Origin of the sequence: Changpingibacter yushuensis (genome assembly GCF_014041995.1) — a bacterium.
In the GTDB taxonomy this organism is placed as follows: Bacteria; Actinomycetota; Actinomycetes; order Actinomycetales; family Actinomycetaceae; genus Changpingibacter; species Changpingibacter yushuensis.
On sequence record NZ_CP059492.1, the window covers coordinates 2,439,345 to 2,460,645 of the forward strand.

13 protein-coding genes are annotated in these 21,301 nt (G+C 57.1%); 4 read left to right on the top strand and 9 right to left on the bottom strand.

Annotated features, from left to right (window positions below):
• Nucleotides 1–126 precede the first annotated feature (126 nt).
• From H2O17_RS10530 to purD, 7 genes are all read right to left on the bottom strand, one after another.
• Nucleotides 127–2,940: a 5'-nucleotidase C-terminal domain-containing protein gene (locus H2O17_RS10530; RefSeq protein WP_182049626.1), complete on the bottom strand. Its 2,814-nt coding sequence runs from the start codon at nt 2,938–2,940 to the stop codon at nt 127–129.
• A 166-nt stretch (nt 2,941–3,106) separates the two neighbouring features.
• Nucleotides 3,107–4,444, bottom strand: coding sequence for an NADP-specific glutamate dehydrogenase (gene gdhA / locus H2O17_RS10535; RefSeq protein WP_182049627.1), 1,338 nt, complete (start codon nt 4,442–4,444; stop codon nt 3,107–3,109).
• Between the two features lie 314 nt (nt 4,445–4,758).
• The gene (gene purL, locus H2O17_RS10540; RefSeq protein WP_182049628.1) at nt 4,759–7,134 is read right to left on the bottom strand and encodes a phosphoribosylformylglycinamidine synthase subunit PurL; all 2,376 of its coding nucleotides are present in this window, start codon (nt 7,132–7,134) and stop codon (nt 4,759–4,761) included.
• 64 nt (nt 7,135–7,198) lie between these two features.
• Entirely contained in the window at nt 7,199–7,891 is a 693-nt protein-coding gene (gene purQ, locus H2O17_RS10545; RefSeq protein WP_182049629.1) for a phosphoribosylformylglycinamidine synthase subunit PurQ, read from the bottom strand.
• Nucleotides 7,888–8,145: a phosphoribosylformylglycinamidine synthase subunit PurS gene (locus H2O17_RS10550; RefSeq protein ID WP_182049630.1), complete on the bottom strand. Its 258-nt coding sequence runs from the start codon at nt 8,143–8,145 to the stop codon at nt 7,888–7,890. Before H2O17_RS10550 ends, purQ begins: the two co-directional genes overlap by 4 nt.
• A gap of 108 nt (nt 8,146–8,253) precedes the next feature.
• A complete protein-coding gene (locus tag H2O17_RS10555) occupies nt 8,254–9,162 on the bottom strand; it encodes a phosphoribosylaminoimidazolesuccinocarboxamide synthase (RefSeq protein ID WP_182049631.1) in 909 nt (302 codons plus the stop codon).
• Between the two features lie 99 nt (nt 9,163–9,261).
• On the bottom strand, nt 9,262–10,524 hold the full coding sequence (purD, locus tag H2O17_RS10560; protein ID WP_182049632.1) for a phosphoribosylamine--glycine ligase: 1,263 nt from the start codon (nt 10,522–10,524) through the stop codon (nt 9,262–9,264).
• A gap of 222 nt (nt 10,525–10,746) precedes the next feature.
• On the opposite strand from purD, the gene H2O17_RS10565 reads away from it, so the two are divergent.
• Nucleotides 10,747–11,673, top strand: a complete 927-nt coding sequence (locus H2O17_RS10565) for a hypothetical protein (RefSeq protein WP_182049633.1) — start codon at nt 10,747–10,749, stop codon at nt 11,671–11,673.
• A 164-nt stretch (nt 11,674–11,837) separates the two neighbouring features.
• Here H2O17_RS10565 and H2O17_RS10570 read toward each other — a convergent pair whose 3' ends face one another.
• Entirely contained in the window at nt 11,838–13,706 is a 1,869-nt protein-coding gene (locus H2O17_RS10570; protein ID WP_182049634.1) for a phosphoenolpyruvate carboxykinase (GTP), read from the bottom strand.
• A gap of 521 nt (nt 13,707–14,227) precedes the next feature.
• Between H2O17_RS10570 and H2O17_RS10575 the strand changes: the two genes are divergently transcribed.
• On the top strand, nt 14,228–15,313 hold the full coding sequence (locus tag H2O17_RS10575; protein WP_182049635.1) for an LppM family (lipo)protein: 1,086 nt from the start codon (nt 14,228–14,230) through the stop codon (nt 15,311–15,313).
• A 162-nt stretch (nt 15,314–15,475) separates the two neighbouring features.
• On the opposite strand, the gene H2O17_RS10580 is transcribed toward H2O17_RS10575, so the two are convergent.
• Nucleotides 15,476–16,759 (bottom strand): adenylosuccinate synthase, encoded by a 1,284-nt coding sequence (locus tag H2O17_RS10580; RefSeq protein ID WP_182049636.1) that lies wholly within the window; start codon nt 16,757–16,759, stop codon nt 15,476–15,478.
• A 354-nt stretch (nt 16,760–17,113) separates the two neighbouring features.
• On the opposite strand from H2O17_RS10580, the gene H2O17_RS10585 reads away from it, so the two are divergent.
• Together H2O17_RS10585 and H2O17_RS10590 are read left to right on the top strand one after the other, a co-directional pair.
• Nucleotides 17,114–19,483 (top strand): glycogen/starch/alpha-glucan phosphorylase, encoded by a 2,370-nt coding sequence (locus H2O17_RS10585; RefSeq protein ID WP_182049637.1) that lies wholly within the window; start codon nt 17,114–17,116, stop codon nt 19,481–19,483.
• 420 nt (nt 19,484–19,903) lie between these two features.
• Nucleotides 19,904–21,244 carry an ABC transporter substrate-binding protein gene (locus H2O17_RS10590; protein WP_182049638.1) on the top strand — a complete coding sequence of 447 codons (1,341 nt, stop codon included), beginning with the start codon at nt 19,904–19,906 and terminating at the stop codon, nt 21,242–21,244.
• Nucleotides 21,245–21,301 lie beyond the last annotated feature (57 nt).

The following is a 21,301-nucleotide window of genomic DNA, read 5'->3' on the forward strand; positions in this document are numbered from 1 at the left end:
GCGAACGGGGCGATGAAATCCAAAAAGGTGCCCGTTCGCGCAGTTGGGCTGGGATTCGGTGAATCCCAGCCCAACTGCTAAGTAGTCCTCCGCGTGGGTGCGCCAAAGCGCACCCACGCGCCGAGGTCATCGACGGTATACAGCGATCGTGTCAGTGCCCGTGCCGAACCAATCGCCTGCGACGCGCTGATCTGTGGCGCGTCCGAAGGTGAAGAGCGTTTCGGCTGAGCCACCGGCGAGTGCGTTATTCACGTACACGCGAGCACCACGAACCACTGAAACAGTATCCGTGCCATCGCCATCGAAGTCGCCTGTCACGGCAACATCGCTGGAACGACCGTAGACGAATGAGACGTCCGCAACGCCACCGGCAAGAGTGTTCTTGAGGAGGAAGCGGTTGCCACGCTGCACACCAATGGTGGCAGAGCCGTCGCCGTTCCAGTCGCCCGCAAGAATCGCATCGGAGGCTCGGCCGTATCCGAATGAACGGTCAGCCTGACCACCGGAGATACGTCCACTCACGGAGTACTTGATGTTGAAGGTGTTAGTTCCTGCGGAGCGAACCGCAAGATCATCGAATCCGTCACCATTGAAGTCGCCAACAACAGGTGTGGAGCCCGCGCCACCGTAAACAACGGAGTACGATCCAGCGCCCGTGCGGTTCGAATCAAAGAAGGTGTAGGTGCGGCCCTTGCGGATGGCGATGGTGTCGATACCGTCGCTATTCCAATCGCCAGAGAGGATCTGATCAGCACCGGAAACCGTCATTGCGAAGTCGACTACGCCGTGCACGAAGTCAGTGGAGAAGAACACGTTGCGGCCCTTGGACGTGTCGGCAATAGGCGATACGCCATTGTCGTATGCAAAACTCCACTCAGAGGCAGAATCGCCGTCCAGTACATAGCCGTCAGCAGCGTAAGCCTCGACTGTGACAGTTGGGTTCTCAGCCGTCAGTTCGATACTTCCCGTGACCTCTTCGCCATCAACGGTGTACACAACGCCCTCCACTGAAGGAATCGTCACAACGTTGCCAGAGAAGCTAGGAGCTTCGGGTGTTGCCAACGTGAGGCCTTCAACCTGAACGGGAATTGTGATCTCGGTGGGGCCCGCAATGATCGTCAAGGCATGTTCGCCACCCAAGACGTCGTCGGGAACAACCACGGAGACCGTGGCCTTACCGGTTTCATTCAGTTTCGGCGTAACAGTGTTGTTCACACCGGCCCGTCCAATCGTTTCGCCATCAAGAGCGACTGTGACTGTACGTGGCAGCGGCTGCAACGCTGTTGCGTAGGTCATGGAGAGCGAAGCCAGCGAGATCGTTGTACCTTCGCCCGCAACCAGCGTGTCTTCGCCGGTAATGGCGATGTTGCGCTGAGCGTAGTCCACCACGTAGCCCGGGTTAGCGGCGAGGAACTCATTGAAAACATCGTTATCAATGATGCCCGTGTCCTGGTAGTTAACGCCGGCCTTGAATACTGTGAAGCCGTCGCCTCCCGCCAGAAGGAATGCGTTCGATGCAACCGTGTACAGCGTGGTTGTGTCGTTGCGATCGAGAACGGCGCCATCAAGGAAGACCTGCTTGATGTGGTGTCCGAACGAAGCGTCCGCGGTGTATGTGTAGCTCAGTGAATCAGAGATGCCGAGCTGAAGAATGGGGCGCGATGTCTGAGTTGACGCGTCTGCCCATTGCTGTTCGAGCAGCGTGTACACCTGCGCGGCTGTCAAATCCACGATGCCATATGAGTTGCCGAAAGGCTGTGCCGTGTACGATTCGCCCAGCGTGACAGTGCCATTGCCGTCCGCATCGATATCGGCACGCACACCACCCGGGTTCATGATTCCGAAGTCGGCGGTCTTGCTCATCGACTGCGAGTACTCGTAGAACGCCTGCGCAATCATGTTGCCGGCGGTCATTTCGGTACCGCGGTTGGTACCCAAGCTCGCCTTGGTGCCGTCGTTGGTTCCGCGATCTGCGCCACCCACGATGGTTCCAGCGGTTCCAGAACCTAGGCCATCAGAGACCGACTTAGCCTGCTGATACATCGCCTCGATATCCGCATCCTTGGCAAGGCCGAGGTTACCGAGCGTATCCACTTCCGCTGTCGCGTTGGTGACAGCACCGGCCGTGGTGTCATACGACACCGAGATATGCCCTGCGTACTGGCCGTATGAACCCGGCTCGATTACTGGGGCTCCGGAAGCCGTTACAGCACTATCGTCCTGATGGGTATGTCCGGCGACGACGGCGTCCACGTTGGAGCCAACGTTCTTGGCAACGCTCGTTGTTTCGTGGATGAGGGCAATAACGACGTCGGCTTCACCGTTTGCGTCATTGCCGTCCTTGAGGAGCACTGCCTGCGCATTCACTGCTGCGACCGGATCGGTCACAGTGAGTCCGGCAATGCCTGCAGGCGAAACAAGCGTTGGAAGCTCGTCAGTGACCGCACCTACGAATGCCACGTCAACGCCCGAAGGTGTGGTGACCGTGTAGGTGGGAGCAAACTCCGTTGTATCCACGCCGGATACATTGGAGACAATGTATGGCCATTGAGCAGCAGGCCCAATTCGGCCGAGCAAATCACTGTAGCCACGGTCGTATTCGTGGTTTCCTGTTGAGGAAACCTCGAGCCCCATGGCGTTGAGAATATCAATTGTGGGCTGATCCTGTTGGATCGAGGAGACAAAGGCCGAACCTCCAACCAGATCGCCATTCGCGGCGAAGATGGTGTCAGGATTGGCGTCCTTCATCTGGTTGACATACGTGGCCAACGTGGATGCGTTTTCGATGTGGCCGTGGAAGTCAGAGATAGCTGCAATATCGATTGTGACAGTGCTGTCGGGTTCTGCATTTGCTGGCAGCGCAGTGAGTCCAGTGGCGGCAACTGCGAAAACTGCCACTGCTCCTACTGAACGGCCGGCGCGACGTGGTGCGTCGGACATGAATGCCCCTTCTGTGTGCGAGACGTGGACGGACTTACTCTATCCACTAATTGCCGCCTACGTCATACGGACTGATGAACTGAAGACCAACAAAAAGAGAGAGGATTGCCTGAGAAAACGCCCGACGCCTCACAGCAGCGCCAGAATGCACTATAACTATTAAACGCTAGTTAACTCCCTGCTCAAGCATCGCATCAGCAACCCGTTGGAATCCGGATACATTTGCTCCAAGAACGTAATCTCCCGGGTGGCCGAAGTTCTCCGCAGTCGCCAAGCACGTATCGTGGATGTCAATCATGATCGCATCGAGCTTGGCACACACGTCCTCAAACGACCACTGTTGACGTGCGGAGTTCTGTTGCATCTCAAGAGCCGACGTTGCCACACCGCCTGCGTTCGAAGCCTTGCCAGGTGCGTACTTCACACCGGCCTCGCGATAAGCCTCAATAGCTTCAGGGGTGGAAGGCATGTTGGCGCCCTCGGCAACAAGCTTGACTCCGTTACCGATCAGCCGAGCCGCATCGTGATCGTTGATCTCGTTCTGTGTTGCACATGGCAGTGCGACGTCAGCCGGAATAGACCAGACGTTCTTGCCGGAATGGTACTGAGCAGTAGGGCGTAGTGCCGCATAATCTGCCACGCGTCCCCGATCTACCTCTTTGATCTGCCGAAGCAATTCAAGATCGATCCCCGCCGAATCGTAGACTGCACCGGATGAGTCCGAACACGAGACCACCGTGGCACCATAAGCTTGTGCGCGCTCGATAGCAAAGGTGGCTACATTTCCGGAGCCGGATACGATGACGGTCTTGCCTTCGAGTGAATCACCCTCCGTGCCAAGCATTGACTGTGCAAAGCGCACAGTTCCATAGCCCGTCGCTTCGGGGCGCGCAAGCGAACCTCCCCAGCTGAGAGACTTTCCGGTCAACACCCCGGCGTCGAAGCTGTTCTGAATCCTCTTGTACTGCCCAAACAGAAAGCCGATCTCACGCCCTCCAACACCGATATCTCCTGCTGGAACATCCGTGTTCAGACCAATGTGGCGATGCAGCTCCGTCATGAAGGACTGGCAGAAGCGCATGACCTCCATGTCGGACTTCCCATGCGGGTCGAAGTCCGAACCACCCTTGCCTCCACCAATGCCCTGCCCTGTCAGCGCATTCTTGAACACCTGCTCAAAGCCAAGAAACTTAATGATGCCTAGGTTGACCGATGGATGGAATCTCAGGCCTCCCTTGTACGGGCCGAGCGCCGAGTTGAATTGCACACGGAACCCACGGTTGACGCGAACGTGGCCTTCGTCGTCGACCCACGGAACCCGGAAAATGATCTGGCGTTCCGGCTCCACAATCCGTTCGAGAATGGCCATATCCGAATACTCGGGTCTGGATGCGATCACAGGTTCCAAGGACTCCAGAACTTCACGCACAGCCTGCAGAAACTCTGGTTCAACAGGGTTCCGGGTCACAACGGTTTCGTAGACGCGCTCAATTCTCTGATCCATCAAGGACTCCCTAAATCGTTGTGCTCGGCGCAGTCAGCCGGGAGGTCGTCCTTCGGGGAGCGGGCTTCGGCACCAAACCATCAGTATCAAATATCGGACAGATCATCTCATGATTCACGATCATTACGCTGGGACTTCAAGAATATGGACACCCGTAATCCAACAATCGCGCCACCTGTCCAGAATGCATGCCGCAAACAGAAAATCAAGCAAATTCTGTTGGTAACTCGTCCGTAACACAATAGTGACGTAACTTCGGGCACAAAAGGGGCGACGCCGCACGCGCGCCGTCGCCCCTTCTACACAAGCAATCGTCAGCCGAAGATTGACTCCAGAACGGAATCGGAGGTCGCGGCTAGCTCACCAACATCGAAAACCAAAGTCTCTGAACTCGCCCATCCCACAGTCTCGACAGCGCTGATGGCCAAAAGATCACCGCCGGTGGTCCCTAGCCGAACAACGGGAACGGACTCGGCCTCAGCGGCAGCATTCACCAGACCCACGAATCCTTCAGGAACTGCGATCACCACGCGGGCCTGCGATTCGCTGAGTAGCGCCGTGAATGAATCAATCGCATCGCGGCTACACAGAGCCGTGAGATCAATCGTTGCTCCCATTCCCCCATTCACTGCCATATCCACCAGCGTCTGGATAAGGCCGCCATTGGAGATGTCATGTGCCGATTCGATGACCGGACCAAGTTCAGAGGAGTCTGCCGCGTGGAGAGCAAGCAAGACACGGCCCAAGGCCATCTCTGCTTCCAAGTCCACCTTGGGTGGCAGTCCGCCCAAGTGGTCGTGGACTATCCTGGCCCACGCCGATCCGTCGAACTCGTCATAAGTCCCACCGAGCTGGAAAAGCACGGAGCCTTCCTTCTGGAAACCGGACGAAGTGGCCTTCGTGACGTCTTCCATCACGCCCAGCACGCCAACCACGGGTGTGGGATTGATTGAAGAGGTCGGGGTGCCTTTCACCGTACCTGAGGAGTTGTACAGCGAAACGTTGCCGCCCGTGACCGGCACACCCATCACCTTGCACGCATCGGCGAGGCCGGTCATGGCTGTCACCAGTTGCCACATAGCATCCGGGTCTTCCGGGTTGCCGAAGTTCAGGCAGTCCGTGATCGCAAGAGGAGTTGCGCCAACTGTGCATACATTGCGATAAGACTCCGCTAGTGCCTGCTGCGCTCCGACATACGGATCTAGTTTTGTGTACCAACCATTGGCGTCAGTGGAGAGTGCGATGCCGCGGCCAGTGGCTTCATCAACGCGGACCACTCCGGCATCGTCCGGTTGCGACAACGCAGTGTTGCCACGAACAAACCTGTCGTATTGATTGGTCACCCACCCCTTGCTTGCTTGGTTAACGTTTGTGAGGACAGCCAGAATCTGGTCACGCAGCTCGCTAATCGTTGCCGGGCGTTCCAACTCCTGGGTTGTATCCGCTTGGAGGGCATCCTGCCATCCGGGCCGCGCGTATGGGCGATCGTAGACAGGCCCATCGACGGCCACAGTGGATGGATCCACATCCACGATGCGGTGGCCATAATGATCAATGACTAGGCGTCCTTCGCCGGTGACTTCACCGATCACGGCCGTCTCAACATCCCATTTGCTGGTGATGGCAAGGAACTCATCAAGCTTTTCGGGAGTAACGATCGCCATCATGCGCTCCTGAGATTCGCTCATGAGGATCTCGCCCGCGGTCAGGGTCGGATCGCGCAGGAGCACCTTCTCTAGGTCAACGTGCATGCCAGTTCCACCGTTTGCGGCCAGCTCGCTGGTCGCACACGAGATTCCTGCAGCACCTAGATCCTGAATTGCCTCCACCACGTCGGCTTCGAACAACTCAAGGCAGCATTCGATGAGCACCTTCTCCATGAAGGGGTCACCCACTTGGACTGAAGGACGCTTGGTAGGCATTCCTTCCTCGAAGGTCTCCGAAGCGAGGATAGAGGCTCCGCCGATTCCGTCACCGCCTGTGCGCGCACCAAAAAGCACTACCTTGTTTCCTGCACCTTCGGCATTGGCCAGATGGATGGCATCGTGGCGCAGCACACCAATGCAGAGGGCATTAACCAACGGATTTCCTTGGTAGGACGGGTCAAACTCCGTCTCACCACCGATGTTGGGCAGGCCTAAGCAGTTGCCGTAGCCACCAACGCCGGCCACAACTCCATGCACGACTCGTGCAGTATCAGGATTGTCGATCGCACCGAAGCGAAGCTGATCCATGACTGCCACAGGCCGGGCACCCATCGCGATGATGTCGCGAACAATGCCACCAACGCCTGTTGCAGCTCCTTGATAGGGCTCCACAAAGCTTGGATGGTTATGAGACTCCACCTTGAAGGTGACCGCCCATCCGTCACCGATATCTACCACTCCAGCGTTCTGACCCATTCCCACGAGCAGGTGTTCACGCATCTCCTCAGTGGTCTTTCCGCCAAACTGTTCACCAAGGTGCTTTTTGGAGGACTTGTAGGAGCAGTGCTCGGACCACATAACCGAATACATAGCGAGTTCGGCGTTCGTTGGGCGCCTGCTCAAGAGCGAACAGATCTTTGCGTATTCTTCAGGCTTGAGGCCCAGCTCTGCCCACGGCATCTGCTGGTCCGGGGATGCCGCTGCATCCTCGATCGTGTCGTATGTTTGCGAGATGGTCTGATCTACTGGCTGATCGGCGGCCATGGATTCTCCTTGGTTGGCGCCTGTGCGCCGGTAACCGTCATGGATTGTGAGGATGGTGGGCGTTTCAGCTGACCAGCGCGCTCAGCACGCTCGTGAAGAAGCGGAGGCCGTCGGTGCCTGAACGTGGACCACCAGATCCTCGGGTACCAAAGCCTGCCTCAACTGCATGTTCAGGGTGGGGCATGAGGCCCACGATGTTGCCCTGTTCGGAGCAGATCCCGGCGATATCATTCACTGAACCATTCGGGTTCAGGCCTGCGTAGCGGAAGACCACGCGACCTTCGCCCTCGAGCCGCGAAACCGTATCAGAATCGGCTTGAAAGTTGCCCTCGCCATTCTTCAGCGGGATCACGATTCGTTCGCCTTGTTCGAAATCGTATGTGAATGCCGTGCTGGCATTTTCCACCACCAGCTCCTGCTCCCGGCAAATGAACCGCTGGTGTTCGTTGCGGATGAGTGCCCCGGGAAGCAAGTGGGATTCGCACAGTACTTGGAAACCATTGCAGATTCCAAGCACGGGCATACCTTTGTGCGCCGCTTCCACAATGGACTTCACAGCTGGAGCAAGTGCCGCGATGGCCCCACAGCGCAGGTAGTCGCCGTACGAGAAACCGCCGGGAAGCACCACGGCATCAACTGCGTGGAGATCGTCGGAGGCGTGCCACAGTGCTACGGGTTCCCCACCCGCCAAGCGGATGGCCCGCGCCGCATCCTGATCATCAAGTGTGCCAGGGAAGGTGACAACTCCAACCTTCACTTGGCGGCCTCCGCATCGTAGACGGCTACAACATCTTCGATGATGGGGTTGGAAAGAACTGCATCTGCGGCCTTGCGGGCGTCCTCAAGTGCTGCAGCGGTGACGGGACCATCAACACTCAGTTCGAAGCGCTTACCCTGACGGACATCTGTGAAGACGTCGATGCCTTGCCGCGGTAGTGCACCACGGACGGCCTTTCCTTGCGGATCCAGAATCTCCGGTTTTGGCATGACCTCTACAATGATGCGTCCCACGCCGCTCCTCCTTGTCTCGATATTTGGAAGCTTTGAGCGCGTATGTGTCCATTCTATGAGAACGGCACGAGAGATAGATACTCGTTCGCGTGCGACACGAGTCACGGATTACTGCCAGTTCTGCCCCGTCAGTGTTTCGTACGCTTCAACGTAGCGATCGCGAGTTCTTTCGACGACGTCGTCGGGCAAAGCAGGCGGCAGTTCACCAGACGTGCGATCCCAACCCGAAGCGGGTGACGTCAACCAATCCCTGACAAACTGCTTGTCGAGTGAGGGCTGAACCGAACCTGCTTCGTAACCATCCGCATACCAGAACCGTGACGAATCCGGGGTAAGGACTTCGTCGCCAAGAATGATTTCTGAAGAACTCGTCTCTGCTGACTTTCCAAACTCAAACTTCGTATCGGCGATGATGATGCCACGCTGAAGAGCAATCTCATGAGCTCGCTGGTACAAGAGAATGGAGGTGGAGCGCAGTTCGTGTGCGGCGGCCCCAATGCGTTCGACCGTCTCCGTGAACGTGATGTTCTCATCATGGTCACCCAGCTTCGCTTTTGCCGCCGGAGTGAAGATGGGGAAATCGAGTTGGGAGGCCTCGCTCAAACCCACTGGCAACGCGACGCCACACACGGCACCCGATTCCTTGTATTCGGAAAGTCCGCTTCCCGTCAGGTAGCCACGCACCACGCACTCGATAGGAAACATATCCAACCGCTTCGTGATCATGGCGCGGCCACGCACTTCTTCTGGAACGTTTGTGCTGAGCACATGGTTCTCCGTGAGATCCGAAAGCTGATCAAACCACCACAGCGAGAGTTGGGTCAGGATCGCGCCCTTGTCTGGAATCTGGGTTGGAAGCACGTAATCATATGCGCTGATGCGGTCCGAGGCGACGATGAGAAAGGTATCGGTGCCACTGTGCGTGGATGCCGAGGTTGGGCAGTAGATGTCACGGACCTTGCCCGAATAGATGTGGGTCCAGCCTTCGAGATTGCGATGACCTTGGCTCTCCGACATTCCATTCCCCTTGTTTGTTGTAATACTGAGTGGTTGTGCAAGCGCGGCGTAACGCCGCCTGAATGTGAGATCAGTCCCAAAGTTATCTTGCTTCGGATTCTATTCCATGCCCGCAGCTATGTCTGTGCGGAAGTGAGAACCCTCCAACGTGATGGCCCGGAGAGCTTGATACGCGGTCTCGCGAGCGCCGGAGATACCTTCTCCAACGCCAACAACTGCGAGTACCCGCCCGCCTTGTGCCACCAGTTTGCCGTCACGGATCGCGGTGCCCGCTTGAATCACGTGAGCGCCTGGAACTGATTCTGCGGCGGCAATACCCTCAATGGCATCGCCCGTTCGAACGAACGCCGGATATCCGTGGGCAGCAAGCACTACGGCCACAGCTCCTTGCTTGGTCCAGTCAAGCTTTGCCTTGGGCAACGAACCTGTGGCAGCGGCCAGAAGAAGCTGACCCAGCGGAGTCTTCAGGCGCGGCAACACAACTTGGGTCTCAGGATCGCCAAAACGTACGTTGAACTCCACCACCCGTAAACCGCGTGACGTGAGCGCCAAACCACAGTACAGGAGCCCTACGAAAGGTGTTCCACGCTTAGCCATGAGGTCCACGACCGGCTGGGCAACTCTGGCGACGACGTCGTCCACCAGCCCTTCCGGTGCCCACGCAAGCGGCGAATATGATCCCATACCACCGGTGTTGGGGCCTTCATTAGCATCGTATGCACGTTTGAAATCCTGCGCAGGCTCGAGAGGAATAACTCGCTTGCCATCGCAGATGCAGAAGAGGGAGACCTCGGGGCCGTCGAGGAACTCCTCGATAACAACCTGAGGCGCATCCTCGTGGTTCTTGGCCAAGCATGCCTCTGCGTGAGCGCGGGCCTCACCGCGATCGTTGGTAACCACCACGCCCTTGCCCGCTGCAAGACCGTCATCTTTCACCACATATGGAGCACCAAAGGCATCAAACGCCGCTTCCACCTGGTCGAGTGTGGTGCACACATGCGCCATTGCGGTTGGCACCTGAGCCAGCGCCATTATCTCTTTGGCGAAGGCCTTGGAACCCTCAAGCCGTGCCGCATCTCCCGAAGGACCGAACACTGGAATTCCGGCAGCGCGAACGTGATCCGCTACTCCCGCCACAAGTGGTGCTTCTGGTCCGACGACGACGAGGTCCACCTCGTGTCTCACAGCCAACGCGGCGACTGCCTCACCATCGAGGATGTCGTTCAGTGCAAGGTTCGTACCCAGAGCAGCCGTGGCCGGATTACCAGGTGCGATAAAGAGTTCGGTTACCGATGCGTCAGAATGAAGAGCGCGGGCAATTGCGTGTTCGCGGCCGCCTGAGCCAACCAGAAGTATCTTCACGAATCCAGCCTAGTCCAGTCCGCGTCACTGATGTACGGACCACCAGTTTTGACTCACTATGTGGATGATTCTGGTCCACATAGTGAGTGATGGTGAGTCTGGTTGACATGAGATCTACGGGCTGACGAGGCAGACTGGCTGGGCAGTTGGTGGCAACCCGCTTTCTGGACATCGCACACACCGGGTCTGTGTGAGTGGCGCTCGACACCCTAGACTTGCACCATGCTAGAAAGCGCACGCGGATCCATCGCGCCCTCGCAACGCTGGATTGACTTGACCGAAGATGCCACGCTGGCACCACCCTTGACAGATGCACTCGTGCCCACAGCAGGTGACGTTCCCGCCAGCTGCATTGACGGACGTCCGGCCCTCGGCGCGGCATCGTCACCTTTCCCGCATAGTGCAGGTGGAACCTTATCTCTCTGGATGAGCGGTGTACTGACTGGAGGTCTCGGCGGGCCAGGACTACTCGGATCGCTGGCAACACTGTGTGGCAGCTTTCGAGCCTCTGGCACCCCAATCTCCGGACACGTTGACGATTCGGCGGTGCAACCCGCATGTGGCTGCGGTGCAGCTGACGGAATGGGACGCATTCTGCAGGTTTTTGCCGAACAACCTTCCGGCCTAGTGCACCTCATCAATAGGTGGGGATTCGATACTTCGGTCATCTCCCACCAGACCCGCGCGAGAGCGCGCGCACTGGCCAGTCAAGTACCCAGCGGCCCTTCGCTGCTCGGCACCCTGAGCGAATTTGCCCAAGATGCCACTCCTGTTCTCACCGGGAAGCACTTCGAAGTGGCAATCGTGGCCAACACTCGGCCGCACACCACCCTAGACAAAGCACGATTCGCACAAGTCATGGCCAAACGAATGGCCAACCGTTTGGCGGAGCACAAACCTGACACAACCGCAGCATTTGTGCCCCGAAGCGCGCACACCGATCAAACAAAAGCCGGCATCAACGAACCCGTGCCTCAAGCGTTTGATATAGATGTGTGGGCGTTTGAGTCTGGCGTGGAAGCACTCATCACAGAGGGCATCGTCCCTGAATCCAGATTCGAAGAAACGATCGCAACGCTTGCCGGATTGAATGCTGCGGCCTGCCTTGTACTCTGTGCGCCAAACATGCCGGAAATCGTGCTCTCCTGAGTTGGCTGTACGGGCTGGCCGAATGGGTTGACTGTATGAGCTGGCCGAACGGGCTGACTGTATGAACTGGCCGAATGGGCCGACCATGAGGACGGCTGCCGGATGCGAAGTAGGCCCGGATACACGTGTATCCGGGCCCACTTCTCTAGCTAGCGATTCTCAGATCAGGCTTGCGCCGCTGCGATACGCTCGCGGAACTTACCGAGTTCTGCCGTGATCTCTGCAGGCAGCTTGTCACCGAACTGAGTGAAGTACTCCTCCGTGTCATCCAACTCGGCTGCCCAAGCAGCAGGGTTGATTTCGAAGAGCTTGTTCCACTTCGCCTCGTCGATATCGAGTCCGTCCAGGTTGAAGTCTTCGATCTTCGGGTAGCGGCCAGTTACACCATCGATAGCCTCGACTTCGCCACCGGCACGGCGGACGATCCAATCGAGCACGCGCGAGTTATCGCCGTAGCCCGGCCACATGAAGTGACCCTCTTCGTCCTTGCGGAACCAGTTGACCTGATAGATCTTCGGGAACTTGCTGCCAAGCTTCGCCTGCATCTCAAGCCAGTGACCCCAGTAGTCGGCCATGTTGTAGCCACAGAAGGGGAGCATGGCGAAGGGATCGTGGCGCAGCGAGCCAGCCTTGACGTCCGTGGCGGCAGCTGTCACTTCGGAAGCAACCGAAGCGCCAATGAACACGCCGTGTGCCGGGTCGTACTGCTCGGCAACGAGTGGCACGTTGGTGGCGCGGCGGCCTCCGAACAGGATGGCGTCGATCGGAACGCCTGCCGGGGCTTCCCAATCCTCGCAGATGATTGGGCACTGCTCAGCAGGCACCGTGAAGCGGCTGTTGGGATGTGCAGCCTTCTTTCCGTCTGCTGCATCCGCTGGCGTGTAATCGTTGCCGAGCCAATCAATCAGGTGATCCGGAAGCGGAGCGTCGATGCCTTCCCACCACACGTCGCCGTCGTCCGTCAGGGCAACGTTCGTGAAGATGGAGTTGGCCTTCATGGTGTCCATAGCCATGGGGTTGGTGTGGTAGGAGGTACCAGGTGCAACGCCGAAGAATCCAGCTTCTGGGTTGATCGCGTACAGGCGGCCGTCAGCTCCTGGGCGCATCCACGCGATGTCATCACCAACAGTGGAGACCTTGTAGCCCGGGATGGTGGGCTGAAGCATGGCGAGGTTGGTCTTACCACAAGCCGAAGGGAAGGCGGCAGTGACATGGAACTGCTTGCCAGTTGCTTCTTCCGTGAGGCGAAGGATGAGCATGTGCTCTGCCATCCAGCCATCGCGGCGAGCCATGGTCGAAGCGATGCGCAGTGCAAAGCACTTCTTGCCCAGCAGTGCGTTGCCGCCATAGCCGGAACCATAGGAGATGATTTCGTTGGTCTCGGGGAAGTGGGTGATGTACTTGTCATCGTTGCATGGCCAAGCCACTTCCTCGCGGGTGGTGCCATCGGCATCGCGGAGCGGGTAACCCACCGAGTGGAGGGCCGGAACCCACGGCTTGCCTTCGCCGATGAGCTTGAGTGCAGCAGCACCCATGCGAGTCATGATCCGCATTGAGACGACGACGTAAGCGGAGTCAGTGATCTCAATCCCAAGTTGAGAAATAGGGCCACCAAGCGGACCCATGGAGAACGGTACAACGTACATCGTGCGGCCACGCATGACGCCGTCGAACTTCTCCTTAAGAGTTGCGCGCATTTCGGCAGGATCGGCCCAATGGTTGGTGGGGCCAGCATCCTCTTCCTTCTCACAGCAGATGAACGTGCGCGACTCAACGCGGGCCACGTCGGAGGGTAGTGAGCGGGCAAGGAAACAGTTGGGGCGCTTCTCAGGGTTCAGCCGGGTGAAAGTGCCACCCTCAACCATTTCGGTGGTGAGACGGTCCCATTCCTCGTCACTGCCATCGGCCCAGTAAATCGAGTCTGGCTTAGCGAGGTTAGCCTGTTCTGTAACCCAAGCAACCAATTCTTCCGGAGCGTCCGCCGGTGCACCGGCGCGAACTTCCTCAACAGAGTATGTCTTGTCGGATGTCATCGCATTTCCTTCCTTAGAGAGCGATGTGCAGCGCTGCACTGTTCCGCAACACGAACACTGTCTATTGTTAACGACTCAGTGTGGGTTTCCTCCAGTATTTCGTCCCGGGTCCCTTTGACCTATCCCCGTATTCGTTGCAATAGCGCCACATTCTGGCCATTTTGGGCCACTGTGTGCCACGCCACAACACCTATACCCACGCAGACCCGTCACCTGTTCGGCCGAATATGTGACCGTGCCACGTACCGTCAGGACCACCGCCGCAGCCCAATTATGCAGAAGAAATGACCTTTCCCGTTGATCAGATCGACACCACTTCAGTTGGTCAGTGCTCACCAGACTGCAGACGTTGGGAGACTCAGCGTGCACTCGTCCGGTAGATTTGACTCGTTACTTGCCGATCACAGAAGGGAACCACCACGATGATCAGCACCACGAAGAACCAGAAGAGAATTCTTGCAATTCTCCTCCTCCCGTTGATGCTATTCCTCTCGGCTTGCAGATCCGAGAACACTCTTGAAGTGACATCAGATGGTGGCCTCACCATGACGATGGACATGATCGACGACGAAGGCTTGTTCTCCGGTTTAGGGATGACTTGTTCAGACATGGAGTCAATGTTCGGAGAGGACCTCGACCTAGATGGCGAAGGTACCGTGAACATCGAGGACATCTCGACTGGCGACGATCTCGGCTGCCGCTTCACCACCACCGCATATGACGCCGTGGATGGCACTTTCCTTGTGGACAATGGCGATAGCTTCACCCTAAACCTCACGGCCGACGACATTGGCGGACTCACTCAAGATGACCTAGACCAATTGGGATCCATGACCTTCAGCTTGAGCGTCACCATGCCCGGCCCCATCACAGACGCCAGCGAAGGTGGAACCATTGACGGCAACACCGTCACCTACACCGATGTCTCTGTGCTGGTCTCAGAAGTCTCCATAACTGGCCTCAAGACTGGTTCAAGCGGTGATGGCGGAACTGCCACCGATGGCGAGAACGGGATCGGTGATGACAACTACTCTTCGAGCCACGTTGCTGGTTGGGTTTGGGGGCTCATCGCACTAGTCGTAATTGCCCTCATCATCGCCGTCGTTCTTATCGTCGCGAAGCGAAAGAAGACACCACCTACATTGGGAGGCCCCAACTCATACGGTGTTGGCCCAGCTCAGTATGGCCAACAGCCAGCGCCGTACGGTCAGACTGGTTACGGTCAGACTGGTTACGGTCAAGCTGGTTACGGCCAGAGCTTCCCGCAGCAAAACGCTGGTCAGCAAGGCTACGGCCAGCAGGGTTACGGTCAGCAGACCACTCAATTCGGTCAAGGCTATCCGCAGCAGGGCGCCGGCCAGCAAGCGGATCAGTACGGCCAGCAGGGCCAGCAGGGCCAGCAGGGCCAGCAGGGCCAGCAGGGCCAAAACTATCCGACCGATAGCTACGAACAGCAGTTTGGTAAGCCAAGCGAACAACAGTATGGCCAGCCTGATCCGTCAGCCGATCAGGCCGGCTATGGCAGCCCAACTGCGGACCCAAGCCAATACGATCAGCCCGGTCAGTACGACGACGGCGAACAGCCGCCGGCTAACGAAAACCGGTAACGCCTAAGTACGAAGTGTGGTGGGTGGGAACGAACATTCAGTTCGTTCCCACCCACCACACTTTTATCCGTACAACATGCGGTGTTCGAGCTGGCAAAGGTTCAGCAAGATCAGCAGCCAAGTCACCTGCACAGTCACTGAACCGCCGAGCCCGCGACTCTATCAGTCCAGCAGATCTCTGATGACGATGGTCTTCTCGCGCTCCGCACCCACGCCAATGGAACTGATGCGGCACTTGGAGACCTGCTCGAGGTAGTGCACATACGAACGAGCTGCCTCTGGCAGTTCCTCAAAGCTTGTGGCACTGGTAATGTCCTCGTCCCAGCCAGGAACGTATTCATAGATGGGCGTTGCCTTTTGGAAGTCCACCTGCGCAGCCGGCACTTCGTCAACCCGAACGCCATCCACATCGTAGGCAACGCACACCGGGATCTGCTCGAGCCCGGAGAGCACATCCAGCTTGGTCAACACGATGTCAGTTAGGCCGTTCACGCGGGCCGCATAGCGTGCAACTGGGGCGTCATACCAACCACAGCGACGAGGCCTGCCTGTGGTAACACCAAATTCGCCACCCGTCTGACGCAACCACTCCCCTTGCTCATCCAAAAGCTCTGTCGGGAATGGCCCTTCACCAACTCGCGTAACGTAGGCCTTCATGACCCCAACAACTCGATCAATGCGAGTGGGGCCCACGCCAGATCCCGTGCATGCGCCACCCGAGGTGGCATTGGAGGATGTCACGTATGGGTATGTGCCGTGATCGATATCCAGCATTGTGGACTGGCCACCTTCGAAGACCACAGTCTTGTGCTCATCAAGCGCATCGTTGAGTTCAAGGGTGACGTCGCAAACCATGGGACGAACACGTTCGGCGTATGACAACAGATCGGCGACGACGTCGTCGGCAACAACCGTTGGTTCGTCAAAGGCGGACAAGAGCGGGTTCTTCTGCGCGAGCGCGGCACGAACCTTGCGGTCCAGCTCTTCTGGGTGGAAGAGATCTTGGATCCGGATCCCGAGGCGGGCTGCCTTGTCCGAGTAGGTCGGGCCAATTCCGCGGCCGGTTGTGCCGATCTTGGCGTTTCCCAGAGCCTTTTCCGAAAGTCCGTCGAAGGACCGGCCATAGCTAGTGATGACGTGGGCGTTCGCAGAGATCCGTAGTTTGGACGTGTCAACCCCGCGAGATTCGAGATCATTGATCTCTTCGAAGAGCACGCCGAGGTCCACTACTACCCCGTTGCCAATTACGGGAGTGCACGTCTCTGAGAGAATGCCTGATGGGAGCAGGTGCAGTGCGAACTTTTCGCCGTCCACCACGACCGTGTGCCCAGCGTTGTTTCCACCGTTGTATTTGACCACGTACTCAGCCCTCGTTCCGAGCTGATCAGTAGCTTTTCCTTTACCCTCGTCGCCCCATTGGGCGCCGAGAATGATGACCGCAGGCATCTGCCCCTCCTTCGCTCATGCCATGTGTAAAGGGGCCGTGCCGCTTTACTTTCCAATCCTACGATGTGGACATCACAGCGGCAAAGACGGTCAACACGTGAGACGTGACCCAACGAGTAGCCAGAAAGTGAGACGGCACCGCCGGCGAAACAATGTGTTCGATAAAATTAGGGCAGCTTGGCGGAACGCTGGCGTTGCAGAATCACGCGTCCTAGCAATGGAGGACGTACACAATCTCCGTCTTTTCTTTCAGGGCTGACCTGAGGGCGCGCGTGGAGCTAAAGATTTCCCGCATTGTCGGTTACGCTTCATATGGCTACATATGTAAGAAATTTCGCAAGGAGATACAGCCTTATGTCCACGGATCTCTCACAGTCGCTGGGCGCATTCGTCCGCTCAGTATCCGGCAAGACTGCTAGCAGCTCCACTCCAATTGAGTATTGGAGCGGTTTGTCCCAGCTTGTGGTCGAGCACCTTGCCACCAATTGGGAAGCCACAACTCAGGCCTATTCACATGTGCGGCAGGAGGCATACTTCTCAGCCGAGTTCCTTATGGGACGCGCACTTCTCAACAATCTCACCAATCTAGGGATCATCAACGAAGCCAAGGAGGCGCTAGCCTCCTACGGCCAGGACCTCTCCGACGTACTCGACGCCGAACACGATGCAGCGCTGGGAAACGGTGGCCTTGGCCGCCTCGCAGCCTGCTTCCTCGATTCGTGTGCAACACTCGACTTGCCTGTGACGGGTTACGGCATCCTGTATCGCTATGGCTTGTTCAAGCAGACTATCGACAACGGATTCCAGAACGAGCACCCCGACCCCTGGATGGAAGAAGGCTACCCTTTCGTTATCCGCCGCGAAGAAGAAGCCAAGTACGTCAACTTTGCCGATATGAACGTTCGGGCCATCCCTTACGACATGCCGATCGTTGGTTACGGCACAAAGAATGTCAACACTTTGCGCCTGTGGAAGTCCGAACCGATCGAAGAATTTGATTACGACGCCTTCAACTCCCAGCGTTTCACCGACGCTATTGTGGAACGTGAGCGCGTTGCCGATCTGTGCCGTGTTCTCTACCCGAACGACACTACGTATGAAGGAAAGGTCCTGCGCGTTCGCCAGCAGTACTTCTTCGTCTCCGCCTCACTCCAGACAATGGTCGAGCGCTACAAGGATGAACACGGAGCGGATCTCTCAGACTTCGGCACCTACTACTCGATCCAGCTCAATGACACCCACCCTGTTCTTGCAATCCCTGAGCTCATGCGCATCCTCCTAGATGAGGAAGGCATGACGTGGAAGCAGGCTTGGGCCATCGTCCAATCAACGTTCGCCTACACAAACCACACCGTGCTGACTGAAGCACTGGAGACTTGGGAAACCTCAATCTTCCAGAAGCTCTTCCCCCGCATCTTCGAGATCGTGGTTGAGATTGACCGCCGCTTCCGCCTTGAACTTGGCGAAGCCGGTTACCATCCCGGCAAGATCGACTACATGGCCCCTCTTTCGGGCGGACTGGTGCACATGGCGTGGATCGCCTGCTACGCATCCTTCTCTATCAACGGAGTGGCCGCACTACACACGGAGATTCTCAAACGCGAGACCCTCCATGACTGGTATGACATCTGGCCAGCAAAGTTCAACAACAAAACCAACGGAGTTACGCAGAGGCGCTGGCTCAACAGCTGCAACCCGAAGCTCTCAGCATTGCTCGCGCGCGAACTAGGTTCAGACGCATGGGTTCGCGATCTTGACCAGCTAAAGACGATTGTTGGCAAGGCCGACGACGACGCCGTGTTGGCCGAGTTGATGAACATCAAGCACGAGAACAAGGTGCGGTTTGCGCAATGGATTGAAAAGCGCCAAGGAGTCAAGATTCCGGTTGACGCAATCTACGATGTTCAGATCAAGCGTCTTCACGAGTACAAGCGCCAGCTACTCAACGCGATCTACATTCTGGATCTGTTTTACCGCATCAAGGACGATCCGAACCTCGATGTGACTCCTCGAGTGTTCATCTTTGGAGCAAAAGCGGCGCCTGGCTACAAGCGAGCCAAGGCCATCATCAAGCTCATCAACGAGGTGGGCCGCGTGGTCAACTCTGATCCGGAGATGGAAGGCAAACTCGCAGTAGTGTTCGTAGAGAACTACAACGTGACCCCCGCCGAATACATCATTCCTGCAGCAGATATCTCAGAGCAGATCTCCATGGCAGGCAAGGAAGCGTCCGGAACATCGAACATGAAGTTCATGATGAATGGCGCTCTGACGCTCGGAACGCTTGACGGCGCAAATGTGGAGATTCTGGAGGCTGTGGGCAGCGAGAACGCCTACATTTTCGGCGCAACTGAGGATGAGCTCCCCGAGTTGCGTAAGAACTACCAACCACGGGAGGCCTACGAGTCCGTCCCTGGCCTCAAGAGGGTTTTGGATGCTCTTGTTGACGGGACTCTGGACGATGGCGGAACAGGCGACTTCCACGATCTGCTCGCCACCTTGCTCGATGGCACTTCTTGGGAGCCTGCGGACGTCTACTACCTGCTCGGGGACTTCGCGGACTACCGCGAGACCCGGGACCAGATGGCGGCCGATTACCGGGACCAGATCAGTTGGGCCCGTAAGTGCTGGATAAACATCTGCGAATCCGGCCGCTTCTCATCTGATCGCACCATCTCCGACTATGCCAGCCAAGTGTGGAAGCTCGAAGCAACGGCAGTCTGAGGCACCACTATGAACTAGATGCGGCGAACCACCGCGGGAGGCGGGGCACTTCACATGAAGTGCCCCGCCTTTCTACTTGCAAGAGTGACTGTAACCACTCCTGCAACTAAACACGCTCTTCCGCACCTTAGTGCGGAATTCGTACGGTTCCTACGCATTTCGCGCTCACGCAAGTGCTCCGGCGGGCTCGGCGGGTCACCCGCGTTTCTGACTAATAACTAGCCAAAGGTGCGCAGGGAGGTGCACATCACGACGAACTAGAAATCTGAGGTCACAATTCTGCAACTTTTTTCGGCAAGAGTTTCAAAGTGTGGCTAGACTGTAACCACACCGATCAGGTTTCACCCCGTCGGATTGGAGAAACTACTCCGCGAGCAGTCCGCACACTGCTCAACATCATGTCCAAAGGAGGGCATAAACATGCGCCGCATGAAGAAGTACGCCGCGATCAGCGCAATTGGAGCAATGGCTCTTGGTAGTCTTGCTGCCTGCTCAAGCGATGATTCAGGTTCAAGCAACGGCTCATCAGATGAAGGTTCCGTCTACTACCTCAACTTCAAGCCCGAATCCGAGGACGCCTGGAAGTCCGTCGCGGCCAAGTACGAAGAGGAGACCGGCGTACCAGTCAAGATCGTGACTGCCGCATCTGGAACTTACGAAGAAACACTCAAGACCGAACTTGCCAAGTCAGATGGACCAACACTGTTCAACATGAACGGCCCCGTTGGATATCAGACATGGAAGGATTACGCGCTCGACGTCACGAATGCGGACTACACGAAGGCCCTCACAGACTCGAGCATGGCCGTCTCCAGCGATGGCAAGATCTATGGCGTCCCGTTCGCCACCGAAGGTTATGGCATCATCTACAACGATGCCATCATGCAGAAGTACTTTGCCCTTGATGGCGCAGTTGTGACGTCGATCGACGAAATCAACAACTTCGCCACTCTCAAGGCCGTATCAGATGACATGCAAGCCAAGAAGGACGAACTGGGAATCAAGGGTGTCTTCGCTTCCACCTCACTTGCCTCAGGCGAGGATTGGCGTTGGCAGACACACTTGGCCAATTACCCTGTCTATTACGAGTACAAGGACTTGGGCGTTCAGGATTCTGACACCCTAGAACTAACCTACTCAGACAACTTCAAGAACATCTTCGACCTCTACTTGACCGATTCGACAATCGATCCAGCACTCACCGGCGCAGCGACCGTGACTGATTCGATGTCCGAGTTCGCGCTTGGGCAAGCAGCTATGGTTCAGAACGGCAACTGGGGGTGGAGCCAGATCGCCGACGTCGAAGGTAATACCGTCCAAGAGGGTGACATCCACTTCCTGCCGATCTACACCGGCGTGGAAGGCGAGGAGAACAACGGCATCGCCATTGGTACCGAAAACTTCATGACAGTGAACTCCCAAGCTCCTGAGGCCGATCAGCAGGCATCGATCGACTTCCTCAACTGGCTCTTCACATCAGACGAAGGCACCAAGCTGGTCTCCGATGAACTCGGTTTCATCGCACCATTCACCACGTTCGAGTCCCTGGCACCCGAGGATCCGCTGGGCAAGGAAGTCGTTGAGTACATGAACAACGATTCCCTGACCAACATCAACTGGGTCTTCACAACCTTCCCAAGCCAGGACTTCAAGGATGGCCTGGGCCAACAGTTGGCACAGTACGCCGCTGGCCAAGTGGAATGGAGTTCAGTCAAGGACTACTTCGTTTCCGAATGGGCTGCCCAGAAGGCTGGTAACTGATAATTGAACTGTTGGGGGAGGATCATCGGTTGAACCTCCCCCGACGATTCTTCTAGG

Bases quoted from the DNA above. Each gene is read 5' to 3' on its own strand.
- H2O17_RS10585 (WP_182049637.1), top strand. From the start codon at position 17,114: ATGTCCACGGATCTCTCACAGTCGCTGGGCGCATTCGTCCGCTCAGTA.
- H2O17_RS10555 (WP_182049631.1), bottom strand. From the start codon at position 9,162: ATGTCGGAGAGCCAAGGTCATCGCAATCTCGAAGGCTGGACCCACATC.
- H2O17_RS10565 (WP_182049633.1), top strand. From the start codon at position 10,747: ATGCTAGAAAGCGCACGCGGATCCATCGCGCCCTCGCAACGCTGGATT.
- H2O17_RS10570 (WP_182049634.1), bottom strand. From the start codon at position 13,706: ATGACATCCGACAAGACATACTCTGTTGAGGAAGTTCGCGCCGGTGCA.
- H2O17_RS10580 (WP_182049636.1), bottom strand. From the start codon at position 16,759: ATGCCTGCGGTCATCATTCTCGGCGCCCAATGGGGCGACGAGGGTAAA.
- H2O17_RS10530 (WP_182049626.1), bottom strand. From the start codon at position 2,940: ATGTCCGACGCACCACGTCGCGCCGGCCGTTCAGTAGGAGCAGTGGCA.
- gdhA (WP_182049627.1), bottom strand. From the start codon at position 4,444: ATGGATCAGAGAATTGAGCGCGTCTACGAAACCGTTGTGACCCGGAAC.
- H2O17_RS10590 (WP_182049638.1), top strand. From the start codon at position 19,904: ATGCGCCGCATGAAGAAGTACGCCGCGATCAGCGCAATTGGAGCAATG.
- purL (WP_182049628.1), bottom strand. From the start codon at position 7,134: ATGGCCGCCGATCAGCCAGTAGATCAGACCATCTCGCAAACATACGAC.